Annotated in this window: 17 protein-coding genes and 1 other RNA gene; 16 read left to right on the top strand and 2 right to left on the bottom strand. The window is 48.5% G+C overall.

Features of this window, described 5'->3' with window-relative positions; all coding sequences use genetic code 11:
• Positions 1-28: 28 nt before the first annotated feature.
• The 3 genes from ssrS to E8L90_RS13480 all read left to right on the top strand — a co-directional run bounded on the left by ssrS (position 29) and on the right by E8L90_RS13480 (position 2,399).
• Positions 29-210: non-coding RNA, 6S RNA (gene ssrS, locus E8L90_RS13490), on the top strand.
• A gap of 68 nt (positions 211-278) precedes the next feature.
• Positions 279-1,034 carry a tRNA threonylcarbamoyladenosine dehydratase gene (locus E8L90_RS13485; protein ID WP_137029835.1) on the top strand — a complete coding sequence of 252 codons (756 nt, stop codon included), beginning with the start codon at positions 279-281 and terminating at the stop codon, positions 1,032-1,034.
• Between the two features lie 6 nt (positions 1,035-1,040).
• A complete protein-coding gene (locus E8L90_RS13480; protein ID WP_137029834.1) occupies positions 1,041-2,399 on the top strand; it encodes a replication-associated recombination protein A in 1,359 nt (452 codons plus the stop codon).
• Positions 2,400-2,415: 16 nt separating this feature from the next.
• Here E8L90_RS13480 and E8L90_RS30285 read toward each other — a convergent pair whose 3' ends face one another.
• Positions 2,416-2,589 (bottom strand): hypothetical protein, encoded by a 174-nt coding sequence (locus tag E8L90_RS30285; RefSeq protein ID WP_167497601.1) that lies wholly within the window; start codon positions 2,587-2,589, stop codon positions 2,416-2,418.
• 97 nt (positions 2,590-2,686) lie between these two features.
• On the opposite strand from E8L90_RS30285, the gene cymR reads away from it, so the two are divergent.
• The 7 genes from cymR to E8L90_RS13445 all read left to right on the top strand — a co-directional run bounded on the left by cymR (position 2,687) and on the right by E8L90_RS13445 (position 9,655).
• Complete coding sequence (gene cymR / locus E8L90_RS13475; RefSeq protein WP_137029833.1) at positions 2,687-3,106, top strand: cysteine metabolism transcriptional regulator CymR; 420 nt, start codon at positions 2,687-2,689, stop codon at positions 3,104-3,106.
• A gap of 210 nt (positions 3,107-3,316) precedes the next feature.
• The gene (locus E8L90_RS13470) at positions 3,317-4,462 is read left to right on the top strand and encodes a cysteine desulfurase family protein (protein WP_137029832.1); all 1,146 of its coding nucleotides are present in this window, start codon (positions 3,317-3,319) and stop codon (positions 4,460-4,462) included.
• 169 nt (positions 4,463-4,631) lie between these two features.
• Entirely contained in the window at positions 4,632-6,296 is a 1,665-nt protein-coding gene (locus E8L90_RS13465) for a methyl-accepting chemotaxis protein (RefSeq protein WP_137029831.1), read from the top strand.
• A gap of 80 nt (positions 6,297-6,376) precedes the next feature.
• On the top strand, positions 6,377-8,638 hold the full coding sequence (recD2, locus tag E8L90_RS13460; protein WP_137029830.1) for an SF1B family DNA helicase RecD2: 2,262 nt from the start codon (positions 6,377-6,379) through the stop codon (positions 8,636-8,638).
• Positions 8,639-8,712: 74 nt separating this feature from the next.
• Positions 8,713-9,192 (top strand): PRC-barrel domain-containing protein, encoded by a 480-nt coding sequence (locus E8L90_RS13455; protein ID WP_048032157.1) that lies wholly within the window; start codon positions 8,713-8,715, stop codon positions 9,190-9,192.
• Positions 9,193-9,226: 34 nt separating this feature from the next.
• A complete protein-coding gene (locus E8L90_RS13450; RefSeq protein WP_137033433.1) occupies positions 9,227-9,433 on the top strand; it encodes a hypothetical protein in 207 nt (68 codons plus the stop codon).
• Between the two features lie 27 nt (positions 9,434-9,460).
• Positions 9,461-9,655 (top strand): hypothetical protein, encoded by a 195-nt coding sequence (locus E8L90_RS13445; RefSeq protein ID WP_244297216.1) that lies wholly within the window; start codon positions 9,461-9,463, stop codon positions 9,653-9,655.
• A gap of 115 nt (positions 9,656-9,770) precedes the next feature.
• Here E8L90_RS13445 and E8L90_RS13440 read toward each other — a convergent pair whose 3' ends face one another.
• Entirely contained in the window at positions 9,771-10,457 is a 687-nt protein-coding gene (locus E8L90_RS13440; RefSeq protein WP_137029828.1) for a TerC family protein, read from the bottom strand.
• Between the two features lie 379 nt (positions 10,458-10,836).
• On the opposite strand from E8L90_RS13440, the gene E8L90_RS13435 reads away from it, so the two are divergent.
• From E8L90_RS13435 to mltG, 6 genes are all read left to right on the top strand, one after another.
• Positions 10,837-11,901 (top strand): AI-2E family transporter, encoded by a 1,065-nt coding sequence (locus E8L90_RS13435; protein ID WP_137029827.1) that lies wholly within the window; start codon positions 10,837-10,839, stop codon positions 11,899-11,901.
• Positions 11,902-12,214: 313 nt separating this feature from the next.
• Positions 12,215-14,863, top strand: a complete 2,649-nt coding sequence (gene alaS / locus E8L90_RS13430; protein ID WP_137029826.1) for an alanine--tRNA ligase — start codon at positions 12,215-12,217, stop codon at positions 14,861-14,863.
• Between the two features lie 100 nt (positions 14,864-14,963).
• A complete protein-coding gene (locus E8L90_RS13425) occupies positions 14,964-15,224 on the top strand; it encodes an IreB family regulatory phosphoprotein (protein ID WP_007727936.1) in 261 nt (86 codons plus the stop codon).
• A gap of 9 nt (positions 15,225-15,233) precedes the next feature.
• A complete protein-coding gene (gene ruvX / locus E8L90_RS13420; protein WP_012685619.1) occupies positions 15,234-15,650 on the top strand; it encodes a Holliday junction resolvase RuvX in 417 nt (138 codons plus the stop codon).
• 5 nt (positions 15,651-15,655) lie between these two features.
• On the top strand, positions 15,656-15,946 hold the full coding sequence (locus E8L90_RS13415; protein ID WP_007727932.1) for a DUF1292 domain-containing protein: 291 nt from the start codon (positions 15,656-15,658) through the stop codon (positions 15,944-15,946).
• 145 nt (positions 15,947-16,091) lie between these two features.
• Positions 16,092-17,192, top strand: a complete 1,101-nt coding sequence (mltG, locus tag E8L90_RS13410) for an endolytic transglycosylase MltG (RefSeq protein ID WP_137029825.1) — start codon at positions 16,092-16,094, stop codon at positions 17,190-17,192.
• Positions 17,193-17,289 lie beyond the last annotated feature (97 nt).

Raw genomic sequence — 17,289 nt, 5'->3', positions numbered from 1 at the left:
TCTTTGATACATTGGTAATACTATGATGAAAGCCCTGCTATGCCCGTGACATCCGATAGTTTTGAGCCACAAAGTTTGTTTAGGGAGTTTTTCGTCCGTGATTGTAAAGGCATGCCTCCTTAGAGTGGACGTCTGTAACAGTTCGGCAAGACACCCACCTGCGATGAGCAGGTTCAAAACTAAGGAGTAACACGGCATAATGGGGCTCCTTTTTTCTCCTTCAATCCTACTTTTCCGATTGACTATAATCCCGCTTGCGAATGAAAGGTGACACGAATATGCTTCATCAATTTTCTCGTTGTGAATTGGCCTTTGGTCCCGAAGGTTTGGAAAAAATGAAAAATAGCCGCGTTGCTGTATTGGGAATTGGTGGAGTCGGTTCCTTTACGGTGGAAGCACTCGCGCGTACAGGTGTAGGCAAGCTCATTTTGGTAGATAAGGATGTAGTAGACATTACGAACATCAACCGCCAAATTCATGCGACGCTGAACACAGTCGGTCAAAAAAAGGCTGAGCTCATGAAGGAGCGTATTGCGACGATCAATCCAGAGTGCGAGGTCGTAACTCTTAATATGTTCTACAATGAAGAAACAGCGGATGCGCTGTTTGAGCATGAACTAGATTACATCGTGGACGCTATGGATACTATGTCCGCGAAGCTCCATGTAATTAAGGAAGCGAAGCGTCGTAATATCCCTATTATTTCTAGCATGGGTGCGGCTAATAAAATGGACCCGACCCGTTTTGAGGTTGCCGATATTTCCCAAACGAGTTATGATCCGATTGCAAAGGTCATTCGTCGTGAGCTGCGGAAAAGCGGTATCTATAAAGGGGTAAAAGTGGTATATTCCCGCGAGATTCCCGTCACCGTACGTGTAGATGTACGTGAACAGATCGTTTCCAACCCGGATTCACCGATTAGTAAAGTGCGGATGCCTCCAGCAAGCAATGCTTTCGTGCCTTCTGTAGCTGGTTTAATTTTGGCCAGTGTAGTGGCAAGAGATATTTTGGAGTGGCAGCCTGTAAAAGGATAGTGGAACATGGATGATTTATTCACGTTTGCCTATGACCAGCAGGGTGGCGGCAAACAGAAGCCATTGGCTGCACGGATGCGGCCGCAAACGATTCAGGATGTAATCGGGCAATCGCATATATTGGCTCCTGGAAAGCTGCTTCGACGCGCGATTGAAGCAGATCAAGTGTCCTCTGTCATTTTTTACGGACCTCCAGGTACCGGGAAAACAACACTGGCAAAAGTCATTGCCCGAACCACACGTACGCATTTCTCCGAGTTAAATGCCGTTACGGCCGGTGTCGCTGACATCCGCAAAGTGGTAGATGCGGCAAAGGAACGGCTCGTCATGGACAGTCAGCGGACAACGTTGTTCGTAGATGAGATTCATCGCTTCAATAAATCGCAACAGGATGCCCTTCTTCCTTATGTGGAGGAAGGCACGATTATTTTGATCGGCGCTACGACGGAGAATCCTTTTTTCGAGGTGAATCCGGCGCTTTTGTCGCGTTCACAAGTTTTTTCCCTTCAATCGCTTTCTCATGAGGAATTGAAGCAGGTCATGGATCGAGCACTTACTGATGAAGAAAACGGATTGGCGGAGCTATTTGTCAGCGTAGAACCGGAAGCGGCAGAGCATTTGATTCAATACGCAGAAGGGGATGCCAGACGTTTGCTAAACGCATTGGAACTGGCAGTGACAACGACGCAACCAGGAGTGGATGGACGAATTACGGTGACATTGGACGTCGCTGTAGAATCTATTCAGCGCAGGGCTGTACGCTATGATAAGAGTGGGGACAACCATTACGACACGATCTCCGCTTTTATTAAATCCATTCGTGGCTCTGATCCGGACGCAGCTCTTTACTGGTTGGCGAGAATGATCGATGCCGGAGAAGATCCGCGGTTCATTTCCCGCCGTTTGGTTATCTCGGCTTCAGAGGACATCGGAAATGCTGACCCGCAAGCGATCACAGTTGCGATGTCCTGCTTTCAGGCGGTAGAATTGGTGGGGATGCCTGAAGGGCGTATCCCTTTAGCACAAGCGACGACGTACCTGGCAACCGCCCCTAAAAGCAATGCCGCTTACAACGGAATTAATTCTGCGTTGGATCGTATCCGAACGGATGGTCATAAGCAAGTACCGATTCACCTGCGAGATTCTGCTTACAAGGGAGCTGCGAAGCTGGGACACGGTCAGGGATATCTGTATCCGCATAACTATCCATATGGGTATGTCCCTCAACAGTATCTGCCTGACGGTGTAAATTACTCGTTCTACCAGCCAAAGGACCACGGCTATGAGCGCCACATTCGCCGCTTCCAGGAAGAAAGACAGAAGATGGATGGACGTGGATTGCCAAGGAAAAACTCCCCCGAATAGTGGGGGAGCTAACATGTTAAGTGCGGATATTTCCGCCTGGTTTATTGGGCAAATCACCGTTTGCATTCGGCTGTTTGCTCTGCTCACTCGCACCGTAACGGGCTTTGTGAGCAATCGTGCCTGCGGGTTGTTCGTACAAGGTGTCGGACGGGTGGTTGGGACCTCGTTCCGAGCGTTTGTTCGTTGTCATCTGCATATCACCCCCTAAGATGTTAGTGTGTCCCGCGATACAGAAGACATGTAGGGGGCGGGCGCGTATTACCGATACAAAGAGGAGAGTTGTTAACGTGAAGATTTCAACGAAAGGACGTTACGGGCTGACGATCATGATGGAATTGGCCAACCGTTGCGGAGAAGGGCCAACATCCCTGCGGAGCATCGCCCAAAAACACGATTTGTCCGAGCATTATTTGGAGCAATTGATTGCACCTCTGCGTAACGCGGGTTTGGTAAAAAGTATTCGTGGCGCATATGGCGGTTACGTTCTGGCAAAGCAGCCGGATGAGATTTCTGCTGGTGATGTGATACGCGTGCTGGAAGGACCGATCAGCCCTGTGGAATTTGCAGAGGAAGAAGATCCGGCTAAGCGTTTTTTATGGTTGCGCATTCGGGATAGTATTTCTGCTGTTCTTGATTCGACTTCCCTACAGGACTTGATCAGCTTTGAAGACGATAGTCCTGCCGATAATTATATGTTTTATATCTAGAATGTAAGAGGTTGTTTAAAAAGTCGTCTTTTGATCACGAAGTAGCTCAGAAAGCTAATTCGACATCGAATATGGCGTTCACCTCCGAAGTCCGGTGCTCATGTAGATTACCTACACTCCGCTCCTCCTTCGTTCGGTTCTCGCCATCTTCTCGGTGCTAAAAAGCCGACTTTTTGAACACGTACTATAAGTTGGTAGAAGGTGACAGCAGTGTCAGATCTAATGTATTTTGACCATGCAGCTACTACGCCTGTACATCCGCGTGTAGTTGCTGCAATGACTCCCTATTTGACTCAAGTATTCGGGAATCCATCCAGTGTTCATGGTGCAGGTCGCGAAGCGCGAAAAGCGTTGGAGCATGCGAGAGACACGATTGCCGACTTTATGGATGCTGATCCACAATCGCTCATCTTTACGAGTGGCGGGACAGAAGCGGACAATATGGCAATCATTGGCGCTGCAATGGCACAGCGCGAACATGGTCGTCATGTCATTACTTCGCAAATCGAGCACCATGCAGTCTTGCATGCTTGTGAATTTTTGGAGCAGGCTGGATTCGAAGTGACGTACTTGCCAGTTGACCAGACAGGCATGGTCCGCTTGGAAGACCTGAAACAAGCGGTTCGCCCGGATACGGTACTGGTGTCCATTATGTATGGGAACAATGAAGTAGGAACGATCCAGCCAATCGAGGAAATTGGTACCTTCCTGCGTGAAAAAGGGATTGTTTTTCATACGGATGCCGTACAGGCTTTTGGTGTACTACCTGTCCAAGCACGAAAGCTGCCTGTTGATATGCTCTCGGTATCTGCCCATAAAATTAATGGTCCAAAAGGGGTCGGCGCTTTGTATTTAGCGCGTAAGGTTCCATTTTCCCCGATATTGCACGGTGGTTCACAAGAACGCAAGCGTAGAGCGGGAACGGAAAACCTGGCCGGGATTGTTGGCTTTGCCGAAGCGACAAAGGTCGCTGGCGAGGAAATGGCGGAGCGGGTTGAGAAATATGAACAGATGAAAGCAGAGATGATCGCAGTCTGGCAAGAAGCAGGAATTACGTTCTGCCTAAATGGACATAGCGAGCAGGCATTGCCACATATTTTAAATGTGTCCTTCCCTGGTGCCCATACAGAAACCATGCTGATGAATCTGGATATCGCCAAGATTGCAGCAGCGAGCGGCTCAGCTTGTACATCCGGATCATTAGAGCTGTCACACGTGCTAATAGCGATGCACGTGGACGAGAAAATTGCGCATTCAGCCATTCGTTTCAGCTTTGGGATTACGAATACGGTCGAAGAGGCGAAGCAGGCTGCTACAGCTGTTGCTGCGATTGTAAAGCGCTTGGTACGCGAATAACGAAGGATGAAAGCCGTTTGGATGATGCCAAGCGGTTTTTTTATTGGAGCAAAAACTGGATTCTTATTGGAGTTTGTGGTGAATTGTGGAAGACGATGGTAGAATGATTCTATAGTACTAATCCTGAAGTACTATAGAATACGTATCATCTGATAAGGAGAGGACTTCCATGATGGCCAGACGCTACTCTATTCGCTACAAACTGGTGTTTACGATACTCATCTTAACTATGCTTCCATTAATGGTCGTCGGCTATATTCAATTTGAAAATGCACGCAGCGCGCTATACAAGTTGGCTGTATCTGACTTGCAATACATAACGGAGATAAAGGCACGTGAGTTGGCTGTTTACGCTCAAGATGCAACGATTCGTGAGGAAAACAGACAGAAAATAAATGAAATAATACGCGAGGTGGCCGAAAAATATTACAAACCAAATGGCATGGTTGGCTACGCTTATATCTTGGATGCAAGTGGAATTGCCATCTTTCATCCAGACCCGAAAGTCGAGAATACCTCTTTGGCGAATGAAGAATTTACGCAAGTCATGCTCGCTCAAAAAAACGGCTGGTTCGAATATGAATTTGGAGGCTCGACCAAAGTAGCAGCGTATAAGCAGCTGCCGAACGGGTGGATTCTAGCCATTGGCAGCTACGAGAATGATTTGTTGACAACGATTGAGAGTAGTCGTCCGATGATGTTTCTCCTCAACCTGGTGAGTGCTTGCTTAGCGCTTTTCACAGGCATTTTTATTGTCAGCAAGCTGGTACGACCGCTAAAAGAGCTAGTATCGGCAATGAAGTGTGCAGAGACTGGAGATTTGACCACGCAAGTAACGGTCCGTTCCCGAGATGAGCTCGGCGAATTATCGTCGATGTACAATGAGATGATGGGAGTATTTCGCAGTATGGTCGACGAGGTGCAGCGAGTAGCCCAGCAGGTCGCGGCAGCTTCGGAAGAATTAACAGCGAGTGCCACAGAAAGTGCACGTGCTTCCGAACAGATTTCCATGGCTTCTTCGGAAATCGCTATGGGTTCCGAACAACAAAAACAAACAGTGACGGATACAGCACGCTTTTTGTCTCGTATCGGCGGAGATATCCAACTCATTGCGGCTTCGACTTCTCAAGTCAATGCGGATGCGACAGACGCGAATCGATTGGCACAGGTCGGTGAAGGCAAGCTGCAAGAGCTCGTACAAGAAATGGATCAAATCACGGATCATGCCCGTAGTACGGAGCAGGTTATCCGCGAGCTTGGATCTCAATCCGAGCAAATCATGGGAATCATCACGATCATTCGTCAAATATCCACCCAGACGAATCTGTTGGCTTTGAATGCCGCCATCGAGGCTGCACGGGCGGGAGAACAGGGACGCGGCTTTGCGATTGTGGCCCAAGAGGTACGCAAGCTGGCTGAGCAATCAGGTGAGGCTGCAGAAGAGATCGCAGGCTTGATTCATACGATCCATACAGATATTCTTGCGGCTGTATCGGAAATGGGAACGACTGCAGTCGCGATCCAGGATGGACGCGAAGGAGTGGCCCAGGCAGGAGACAGCTTCCAGCAAATCTTGCTGGCTGTTCAAGATGTCAGCCAACAAGTACATCGTATGAACGATGCAGCCCAAGCGATTCATCGCGATACAGTCCAATTGGTGGGTCACTCCGAAAAAATTGCTGGGCTTGCGGACACAGCGGCCAGAGATACACAGGAAGTGGCAGCAGCGTCTGAAGAACAGTCAGCAACGTCTGAGGAAATGACGGCAGCATCCGAAACGCTTGCGAAAATGGCCGAGCAGTTGTCAGAACAAGTAAAACGATTTACAATTTAAGACGAGCCTATGAGAAATCCACTTTCGAGAGAAGTGGATTTTTCCTTTCTGGAACGGTTTTTATGTAAGGAGGCGTTTAGATGGACGAGCAGCAGTCAATCTCGCTGTTTGCGGAAACCTACATTAGAGGATTTGTTTCTCAAGAAATTTTTTACAAGGATGAAACCTGGTACGGAGTTATCCGTCTAAAGATAGAAGAGACTACCGAATCGATCAAAGAATCGGAGGTCATTATTGTCGGTAATTTTCCTCGCCCGCATCCAGATGAGCTGTACACCTTTTACGGTGAATGGAAAACACACCCTCGTTTTGGCCAGCAGTACGTAGCAAAGCGCTATGAACGTGAAACACCGAAGACATTGGCTGGGGTTGAGCGATACTTAGCCAGTGGCTTGTTTCAAGGGATCGGAAAGAAGATGGCCAAACGAATTGTCGAGCAGCTAGGGGTAGATGCGCTGTCGATTATTGCTGACTTCCCGGAGAGATTGGCTGAGGTACCAGGCATTTCTGACCAACGTGCCAAAACGATCTATGATTCAGTAGTCGAGCATCGTTCCTTGGAAAGTGCCATGGTTTTCCTGTACGACTTCGGCATTGGAGTGAACATGGCGCTACGTATTTATCAGACCTACAAGCTGGAAACGATGACAGTACTGAAGGAAGAGCCTTACCGGTTGATTGAGGATGTCGTAGGAATCGGCTTTAAGCGGGCAGATGACATTGCACGAGCAACTGGAATCGTTGCCTCCTCAGAAGAACGTGTGAAGGCGGCAGCTCTCTTTATGTTGCAGGAGGCTTCGTATTCAGAAGGACATGTTTATTTGCCTGTGGAGGAGCTTTGTGAAAAAACGCTGCGCCTTCTCGAAGAGTGCGGGGGGCACGTCTTTTCTGGAGACGATATTCAACTGGCAGTGGAAGCTCTGTTTGTGTCGAGCAAAATTGCTTGGGAAGATGAACGGGTGTATTTACCCTCGCTGTTTTTTGCCGAGCTCGGTCTAGCCAAAAGACTGCGTCACTTCGCTGCACGGGATGAATTTGGTACGTTCCCGACATCGGAATTTTACCGTGCGTTAGGAGCGGTCGAGGATGAGCTGGGGATTACGTATGCCCAGACGCAGCGTGATGCCATTGAACAGGCGATCAAAGCAGGTCTGATGCTGTTGACAGGGGGACCTGGTACGGGGAAAACGACAGTTATTCGAGGGATATGTCGTGTCTTTTCTCAGCTTCATGGATTGTCTCTGGACTTGAAAAAATACAACGAAGAAAATCCGTTCCCGATCGTTCTTGTGGCTCCTACTGGACGTGCAGCAAAGCGTATGACAGAGACTACGGGCTTACCAGCAATGACCATCCATCGCTTGCTCGGTTACAAAGGGGAGAGCTTCGAGCATGACGCGGAGCACCCAATCCGTGGCCGACTATTAATTGTGGATGAAATGTCCATGGTCGATATCTGGCTCGCAAATCAATTGTTTCGTGCGGTCCCAGACGATATGCAGATCATCATGGTAGGTGACCCTGACCAGTTGCCTTCCGTAGGACCGGGCAACGTCCTATTGGATATGATCCGATCTGGATTGCTACCGTTGGTACAGCTGACAGAAATTTATCGGCAAGCAGAAGAGTCTACAATTATTCGGTTGGCCCATGATGTACGCAAGGGGAATGTACCAGCAGATTTGCTTCACACCACCCCGGATCGGCGATTCTTCACAAGTTTGCCACAAGAAGTTCCGGAAGCAGTGAAACAAATTTGCTTCGGAGCCGTAAAAAAAGGATATACGGCAAAAGATGTTCAGGTATTAGCCCCTATCTATAAAGGTAATGCTGGTGTGAACCGGTTGAATGAAGAATTGCAGGAGCTGTTTAATCCGAAAACGCCGCAGAAGCGTGAAGTTACTTTCGGAGAGACGACTTTTCGTACAGGAGACAAGGTTCTGCAATTGGTGAACAATGCTGAAGAACAGGTGTTTAACGGTGACATGGGTGAGATCGTCGCCATCTTTTTCCCGAATGAAAATGCGGAGAACCAGGAGATGCTGGTCGCTGCCTTTGATAACAGGGAAGTGGTGTACAAGCGTTCGGATTATCATCAGCTGACGCTTGCCTACTGCTGCTCGGTTCATAAGTCTCAAGGCAGCGAATTTCCGATTGTGATCATGCCGTTTGTCAAAAGCTACTACCGGATGCTCAGACGCAAGTTGGTCTATACCGGGATTACCCGGAGCAAATCATTCCTCATCATGTGTGGAGAGCCGGATGCGTTCCGCGCTGCTGTAGAGTCTGATGAGGAAGGGGTACGGTACAGTTACCTAGAAGAACGGCTAAAGCAAGAGTGAAGTTGGAACCATTTGCGCCGAATGGACGTATCCATTTCGCCTGATACTAACAAGGCGGAAGGGGGATGTCCCACATGCGCAAGGCAATGGATGCAGTCGGATTGCCAGTTGTTTGCCTGCAAACAGGAGAGACGATTGGAACCGTGCGTGACATTCTTTGCGACTCCACTTGGCATGTACGAGGAGTCTTGCTGAGCGAACAGGGCTGGTTCCAATCAGGTACCTATATTCCTACCGAACATATTCATGCGGTCGGGGAGTCCTGCCTTACCGTATCGGGAAAAGACGCGATCACGCCCTTACCTCATCTCGCCGGTCTAGAGCCTGTCGGCATTGTGACGGGAAAGACGAAGTTAAAAGGAAAAGCGGTGATTACCGCATCCGGAGAGTGTTTGGGGAGGCTGGAAGACGTTTACTTTTCAGCCAACTGGGAGAAACTTGTAGGGTACGAACTATCGAATGGCTGGCTTGCAGATATTACGGAAGGACGAAAGCGCCTCCCTGCACCAGCATCCGTTATCATCGGGGAAGAAAACCTGATCGTGCCGGACTAGTTCGTGGCCAGGCGTGAAAGGGAGGAAAAGCGTGATGCGTGTCATATGCCCGAATTGCAGTTCCAAAGACGTAGGAAAGATTGGAACCAATCAATACTATTGCTGGAACTGCTTTATAGAAATGAGCGTTACCAATGAGCAGATCGCTTCTGTCTACCAAGTGGAGGAAGATGGATCTTTGCATTCGCTCAACGATCTGTTTATTGAGGATCAGACAGTAACCGCTCACTTGAATATGTAGTGGATTTGAGCGGCAAAACTAACGGAGGTGGCACGCTTGTTCACTCGAAGCCTGTTGCGGGTTCTGGCCACAAGCGGAATTGTGGCGATCATTGGCTATTGGTTGGCTCCGCGACGTCGCAGTCGGTTTTCATTGAATGTAAATCAGTTGCCCTTCTCCATGCGTGATGTAACGCGTATGTGGAAATCAAGTCGCAAGCTGATGCGTGCCGTTACTCGTTAACACAAAATGTGAATGGGAACGTAAATAAGCATCCGAACATACACTGTGTTCGGGTGCTTTTTTTCGACGGACATGAAAAAGCTCCGTCGCGGAATCGACGGAGCTTTGCTTTACATTAAGATTGTTCTGCTAATCGTTTTTGCTGTTGGCTTTTCATGCGTCCGATCAACAGGACACCAACCACAACAGCTACGATGAATAACCATTTTACCCAAGGGTAAGCGGCAAAAAATGGTGTGAGGAACTTCTCGCTCGTTACCATGCTCGAAGCGGTATACGCCAATACGGCAGAACCGATATAGATAACGACCGGATATTTCTCGATCAGCTTCAAGATCAATGTACTACCCCATACCATGATAGGAACACTGATGATCAAACCGATAACTACCAGAAGGAAATCACCATGTGCTGCACCAGCAACCGCGATAACGTTATCCAAGCCCATTACCGTGTCGGCTACGATAATCGTCCAAATCGCCGCGCCAAGTGTTCCGCTTGCCTTCATATTCTCATGACCATTATCTTGAATCAGTAACTTGAGGGCGATCCAAATGAGAATCAAACCACCTGCAAGCAGCAGACCAGGAATTTTCAGCAACCAAACGACAGCGAGTGTTGCCAATGCACGAATGACAATGGCACCAACTGTTCCCCAGATGATGGCTTGCTTTTGCTGATGCGCAGGCAGGTTACGAGCCGCCATCCCGATGACGAGGGCATTGTCCCCGGCCAGCACGAGGTCGATGATAACGATAGAAAGTAATGCGGTCCAAAACTCAGGGCTTAACAATAAATCCATTTCTCTTCCTCCTCCTAATCCATTGTAGAAGCGAATAATCCGCTGGCCGTTTTCTTCATACCTCCTATAGTGTATGTAAAGGGGCGAAAAAGAAAACGACCTTTCCCGGTGCAGGAAAAGGTCGTTTGAAAAACAAAAATAGACCTTTTACCTGATCGGCAAAGGTCTTGCTTACAACATTTACGAAAATGTTGCCAACATAGCCGGGGAAAAGTCCCGTAATGACGACTATGTTGCGAAAAAGCTACTCCCCTTTGGAGATATCCTCTTGTAATTACATACTACTGAACACGAAATTGTGTGTCAATAGGTTACATGAAATTATAGTGAATGAGACAAGCTAAAAAAGATGTATGCAAATAGGGAGGAGTTGGGGAACGTGGATGAACTTCGGCGAAGTCGTCTATTTGCTGCTGCTGTTTGGCTCATCACACTTTTGGTCATCGGCAATCTACTTTGGCTGCTCCGACCAGTCCTGTCACAGTTGTTTTCGCTCATAAAGGAAGTGCTCGTTCCCATTATATTGGGACTCGTCATTGCTTACTTGCTCCATCCGATCGTGCAATTGCTGGAAAATAGAAGGGTTCCACGCTTGATGGCAGTCCTGCTCATATATGGATCATTTGTATTGGTGATTACCATTGCGATCATTAACGCCATCCCTGTTTTTACGAAACAATTGGTGGAGCTGTCAGATGACATCCCCCGCCTGATGGATTGGTACTATACATGGATGAGTGAGTGGGAGGCACGAAAATATTTCTTGCCGGATAGCATTTCGAAGGGTGTGGACCGGGTGATCATCCAGTCGAATGAGGGAATGTCTCATTCCGTATCGAAACTCGTGGATAATGCCAAGCATTCGATGGGCAAGTTGTTTGCTTTTGCTATTGTGCCGTTTATCGCTTTCTACTTTTTGAAGGATATGAAGCAATTGCATGAGACGGGGATGTCGATTGTTCCAAAGGCTTATCGGAAGCAAGTGCTGATCGTCCTGCGGGATATTAATGAATCCTTGGGCAAATACATACATGGACAAATGATGGTCGCCTTGATCGTAGGCGTTTTCGCATACTTAGGCTACTGGTGGATCGGCATGCCGTATCCTTTTGTACTGGCTGCATTCGTATGTCTGACCAACATCATTCCGTACATCGGACCGTTGATTGGGGCGGCACCGGCAGTTGTGATCGCGATTACGATTTCCACCAAGACACTGTTACTCGTTCTCGTTGTCAATCTCATCATTCAAATCGTGGAAGGGAACATTTTGTCTCCTAACATCGTCGGTCGTTCTTTGCATTTGCACCCGCTTCTCATTATCCTGGCACTGTTGGTAGGGGAGACGGTCGGGGGGATCATCGGGCTAATCGTAGCGATCCCGATTCTTGCCGTTTGCAAAGTGATCGTCAGCCGAATCGCTGTCATGATGCACGAAAGTTGACAGTGATCAGGTAAAATATTTATAATATGGACAAAGTGATTTATGTGAAATCAATGAGGGAACGAGTATGCTGCAGACCTTTTACAGAGAGGGCGCTCCATGGTTGAGAGGGCGACCAAAAGAAGAGCAGCAGAAGGCTACTCCTAAGACCGGGCAAAACCCGGCGGCTTGGCACCGTTAGACGCCACTTAAGCGACAGGCCTTGGCTCAGATACGTGTAGCGAGCCTGTAAGCAGGGTGGTACCGCGAGAAAATCAGTTCTCGTCCCTGAGGGGATGGGGGCTTTTTTTATTTTTAGATGAGGAGAATGTAGATGAAGAAGCTGACAGGCAATCAAATTCGCCAGATGTTCCTCGACTTTTTTGTAGAAAAAGGACATCGCATTGAGCCTAGCGCTCCATTGGTTCCAATCGACGATCCTTCCCTTCTGTGGATCAACAGCGGTGTGGCGACTCTCAAGAAATACTTTGACGGTCGCATCATCCCGGACAATCCACGTATCACGAACTCGCAAAAGTCGATTCGTACCAATGATATTGAAAATGTGGGACGTACTGCTCGCCACCATACTTTTTTTGAAATGCTGGGTAACTTCTCTATTGGTGAGTACTTCAAGGAAGAAGCGATTGAATGGGCATGGGAGTTTTTGACAAGTCCAAAATGGATCGGCTTTGATCCAGAGCTCTTGTCCGTTACCATTCACCCAGAGGACGAAGAAGCATTTGAGCTGTGGAACAAGAAAATCGGTGTTCCAGAAGAGCGAATCATCCGACTGGAGGGCAACTTCTGGGATATTGGAGAAGGCCCAAGCGGACCGAACACGGAGATTTTCTATGACCGTGGAGAAGCGTTCGGAAACGACCCGAGCGACCCTGAGCTGTATCCAGGTGGGGAGAACGAGCGTTACCTGGAAATATGGAACTTGGTATTCTCCCAGTTCAACCACAATCCAGACGGTACCTACACGCCGCTGCCTAAGAAGAACATTGATACGGGGATGGGTCTTGAGCGCATGGCGTCTGTGATCCAAGGCGTAGACAACAACTTTGAGACAGACTTGCTGTTCCCGCTGATCGAAAAGACCACAGAAATCTCCGGTGTGAAGTATCAAACAAGCCCTGAGATGGATGTAGCCCTGAAGGTTATCGCTGACCATGCGCGTACGGTTGTGTTTGCGATTGGTGACGGTGCACTTCCATCCAATGAAGGACGTGGCTATGTTATTCGCCGTCTGCTTCGCCGTGCTGTACGTATGGGGAAAAAGCTGGGCGTAGAGAAGCCATTCCTGTACAGCTTGACTGAGACAGTAGGCACGATGATGGGCGAATTCTACCCAGAGGTTGTTCAAAAACGTGCGTTTATCGAAAAAGTTATTCGTGCCGAGGAAGATCGTTTCCACGAGACATTAAACGATGGTCTGGCGATCTTGTCTGACATGGTAAAAGCAGCAAAAGAAAGCGGAAAGACACAACTGTCTGGTCAAGATGTGTTCAAAATGTACGATACGTATGGATTCCCTGTTGACTTGACAGAAGACTTCGCAGACGAGCAAGGGCTGACTGTCGATCGCGATGGCTTTGATCAAGCGATGGAAGAACAGCGTGAGCGCGCACGTGCAGCACGTCAAGATGTAGACAGCATGCAAATCCAAGGTGGTCCATTGTCTGATTTGACGGTTACGAGCCAATTTGTTGGTTATACTGAATTGGTAGCAACAGGTAAAGTTGAAGCGATTATTTTGGACAACCAGCTGGTGGAAGAAGCAGAAGAAGGTCAAACCGTACAAGTCGTTCTGAGTCAAACGCCTTTCTATGCAGAAAGCGGCGGTCAGATCAATGACGAAGGTTTCCTGATTTCTGATATCGTGAAAGCACGTGTGACAGATGTACAAAAAGGACCAATGGGTCAAAATGTACATTCCGTCATCGTCGAAGCAGGAACCCTGCGCAAAGGCGGTGAGGTTCGCGCGGAAGTGAACCGTGAAGCACGTCTGGCTATCACGCAAAACCATACAGCGACTCACTTGCTACACCAAGCACTCAAGGATGTACTAGGAACGCATGTCAATCAGGCAGGTTCCTTGGTAGCACCAGAGCGTCTCCGCTTTGACTTCACTCACATTAGCTCCATTACTCCAGAAGAGCTGGAGCATATCGAAGCGATCGTGAATGAAAAAGTGTGGGCAAATCTGAGTGTCGAGATCTCCAACAAATCATTGGCTGAAGCAAAAGCGATGGGCGCAATGGCGTTATTCGGTGAAAAATACGGCGACGTTGTACGCGTTGTAAAAGTCGGCGAATACAGCCTGGAGCTGTGCGGTGGATGCCATGTGAACAATACCGCAGAAATCGGTCTGTTCAAGCTGGTTAGCGAGAGCGGTATCGGTGCAGGTACGCGCCGGATCGAAGCCGTAACAGGTCGCGGCGCTTATCAGTTCTTGAACCAGCAGTTCACTACGCTCAAAGAAGTGGGGCAAGCACTCAAAGCACCAGTGCTGGCAGAAGCACCTGCACGTGTAGAAGGTCTGCAACAACAATTGAAAGAAGTACAACGCGAAAATGAGTCCCTGCGTGCAAAATTGGGGAACATCGAGGCAGCGTCGTTGACGGATAAACTCCAACAAGTAGAGGGTATGAATGTACTCGCTGCACGTGTTTCCGCTGTCGATATGGACAACCTGCGGGGCATGGTGGATGAGCTGAAAAACAAACTCGGCTCCGCTGTCATTGTGTTGGGTGCAGTCGATGGCGACAAGGTGAACCTCGTAGCAGGTGTAACCAAAGATCTCATGGATCAAGGCATTCACGCTGGCAAGATCATCAAGGAAGTCGCAACTCGTTGCGGTGGCGGCGGTGGTGGACGTCCTGATATGGCACAAGCTGGCGGTAAGGACCCATCCAAGCTGCAAGAAGCCCTGGATGCAGTGGTTGACTTCGTGAAGAGTCAGGCAGTAGCGAAATAAAGAGAAATTTGTAATATCGACAGGAGTAAACGAAAGCCGAGTCGAATAGAAAAAAGAGTATGTGACCAAAAGAGTCTCAAAGGAAATCGAGGTGTTGATTGTGAGTTCGTTGGATAATACCATGAAATTCACGGTGCCCAAGGAAGCGAATGCGGCGGATGTGCAAGAAACATTGACAGAGGTGTACAAAGCCCTGCAGGAAAAAGGATACAACCCGATCACCCAGATCGTCGGTTACTTGCTTTCTGGCGACCCGGCGTTTATCCCACGCCACAACAACGCGCGGAGCCTGATCGGCAAATTGGAACGGGACAAAATCATAGAAGAGTTGGTGACCGTTTACTTGTCAGAGCGCAAGTAGACCTTAACGATGACAAGATTGATGGGATTAGATGTAGGCGACAAAACGATTGGAGTGGCTGTCAGCGATGAGCTGGGATGGACTGCGCAAGGAGTAGAGACCATCAAGCGACAATCCAAGGAAAAGGATTTTGCCCGCCTGAGCGAATTAGTTTCGCAGTATCAAATTGGGGCTTTCGTCGTTGGTTTGCCCAAAAACATGAACGGAACCATAGGCCCGCGTGCTGAAATGTGTCAAGCATTTGGCAAGCTTTTGGAGGAACGCACGTCTCTTCCTGTCCACATGTGGGACGAACGCTTGACGACGATGGCGGCAGAGCGTATGCTGATTTCTGCTGATGTCAGCCGTCAAAAGCGAAAGACAGTGATTGATAAAATGGCGGCCACTTTAATCCTCCAAGGATATTTGGACGCGAAATCGAGGTGACCACAATGAGTGAAGAGATGATGGAAGAGTTCGAAGTGGGCGATGTGATCGCGCTGACGGAAGAAGGTACCGAGGAACCGCGAGATTTTCGTATCATGTACATTTTTGACATTGAAGACCGCAGCTATTTGGTGCTCGTACCAGTAGATCAGGAAGAGGAAGAAGAGTACGAGGTTCACTTCCTGCGTTATGATGGTACAGACATGCTCATGCCAATCGAGGATGATGAAGAGTGGGAGCAAGTAGAAGCTACCTTCGAAACGTTGATTGCTGATTTGGAGAAAGACGGAATTTAATAGACTCGTGGAAAGAGAGTCCGCAACTGGCGGGCTCTTTTTATGTCTTTTTTCGCCAAAATCACCCATGAAGTGACAGGTAGATAAGCCTCTTGTATAATGAATGGGATGGAGATAAAGAGACCCTAAAGGGAGGATTTCTAGCTTGAAACCAATGTCAGCGAAGCCTGATTTTAACCCCGACCGCCCAGTGACGAAGCGACGCAGACGCGGCGGACGAATTGTAATATGGCTGGTTGCCTTTTTGTTGTTGATCATTTTGGCGGCGGGAGGAGCAACGTGGTATGTGTACCAGCAATTACAGCCAGTTGCAGGTGAACAGACGGTGAAGAATGTGGCGATTCCGTCCGGTTCCTCCGTACAAAAAATCGGTCGTCTACTGGAAGAACAAGGTCTGATCCGAAATGCCGATGTATTTAATTACTACGTGAAGTATAAAGGTATGGCGCCTGAACTTAAGGCGGGAGAATACCAATTTACGACGGGTCAAGCTATCGACGAGATACTAACCGCCATGGCAGAAGGAAACACGGTGATCAATGCGAACCGGTTTACGATCCCAGAAGGCTGGAATGTTGAACAGATCGCAGATCATCTCGATAAAGAAGGCATTGTAGAGAAAGCGGCATTCTTAAAAGAAGTAAATGAAGGTGCATTCCCCAACTATCCTTTTGTTGCTGCGATACCGAAGCACGCCGACCGAAAACACCGTTTGGAAGGGTATCTGTTCCCGGAAACGTATGAGGTGGACAAAGACGCTACGGCACATGATGTCGTCTCACGTATGCTGGCTCAATTCCAAAAGGAATGGAAGCCAGAGTGGACAGAGCAGTTGAAGCAGCACGATTTAACCATGGATGAAGCAGTTAATCTCGCCTCGATCGTGGAGCGTGAAGTAACGGTAGACAAGGAGCGTCCACTTGTAGCAGGCGTGTACTACAATCGGATTCGCGATAAGTGGCCGTTGCAGGCTGATGCTACCGTCCAATTTGTTCTCGGAAAACAACGAGACCGTCTGACCTTCGAGGACCTAAAAGTAAAAAGTCCGTACAACACGTACACAAATCCTGGATTGCCACCGGGGCCGATTGCCAGCCCAGGCAGAGCTTCGCTTGAAGCTGTCGTCACTCCAGTCAAACACGATTACTTTTTCTACGTGACGAAAAAAGACGGAACGTCCGAGCATTACTTTTCCAAAACACTGCAAGAGCATGAAGCAAATGATAAGAAAAGCAGGGGAAACTAACCAGGTTTCCTCTTTTTTTTTGCATGCGGACAACAGTCCTTGACGTAGCCAAGTTTTCCTAAGGTATGCTATAATAATTCGGTTGTAACGAAAGAGG

The organism is Brevibacillus antibioticus (assembly GCF_005217615.1).
In the GTDB taxonomy this organism is placed as follows: Bacteria; Bacillota; Bacilli; order Brevibacillales; family Brevibacillaceae; genus Brevibacillus; species Brevibacillus antibioticus.
Note: the sequence above shows the minus strand (reverse complement) of the source record. Positions and strands in the feature narration are given on the sequence as shown.

Coding starts and splice junctions, on each gene's coding strand:
- E8L90_RS13485 (WP_137029835.1), top strand. CDS start 279: ATGCTTCATCAATTTTCTCGTTGTGAATTGGCCTTTGGTCCCGAAGGT.
- E8L90_RS13480 (WP_137029834.1), top strand. CDS start 1,041: ATGGATGATTTATTCACGTTTGCCTATGACCAGCAGGGTGGCGGCAAA.
- E8L90_RS30285 (WP_167497601.1), bottom strand. CDS start 2,589: ATGACAACGAACAAACGCTCGGAACGAGGTCCCAACCACCCGTCCGAC.
- E8L90_RS13465 (WP_137029831.1), top strand. CDS start 4,632: ATGATGGCCAGACGCTACTCTATTCGCTACAAACTGGTGTTTACGATA.
- recD2 (WP_137029830.1), top strand. CDS start 6,377: ATGGACGAGCAGCAGTCAATCTCGCTGTTTGCGGAAACCTACATTAGA.
- E8L90_RS13455 (WP_048032157.1), top strand. CDS start 8,713: ATGCGCAAGGCAATGGATGCAGTCGGATTGCCAGTTGTTTGCCTGCAA.
- E8L90_RS13450 (WP_137033433.1), top strand. CDS start 9,227: ATGCGTGTCATATGCCCGAATTGCAGTTCCAAAGACGTAGGAAAGATT.
- E8L90_RS13440 (WP_137029828.1), bottom strand. CDS start 10,457: ATGGATTTATTGTTAAGCCCTGAGTTTTGGACCGCATTACTTTCTATC.
- alaS (WP_137029826.1), top strand. CDS start 12,215: ATGAAGAAGCTGACAGGCAATCAAATTCGCCAGATGTTCCTCGACTTT.
- ruvX (WP_012685619.1), top strand. CDS start 15,234: ATGACAAGATTGATGGGATTAGATGTAGGCGACAAAACGATTGGAGTG.
- E8L90_RS13415 (WP_007727932.1), top strand. CDS start 15,656: ATGAGTGAAGAGATGATGGAAGAGTTCGAAGTGGGCGATGTGATCGCG.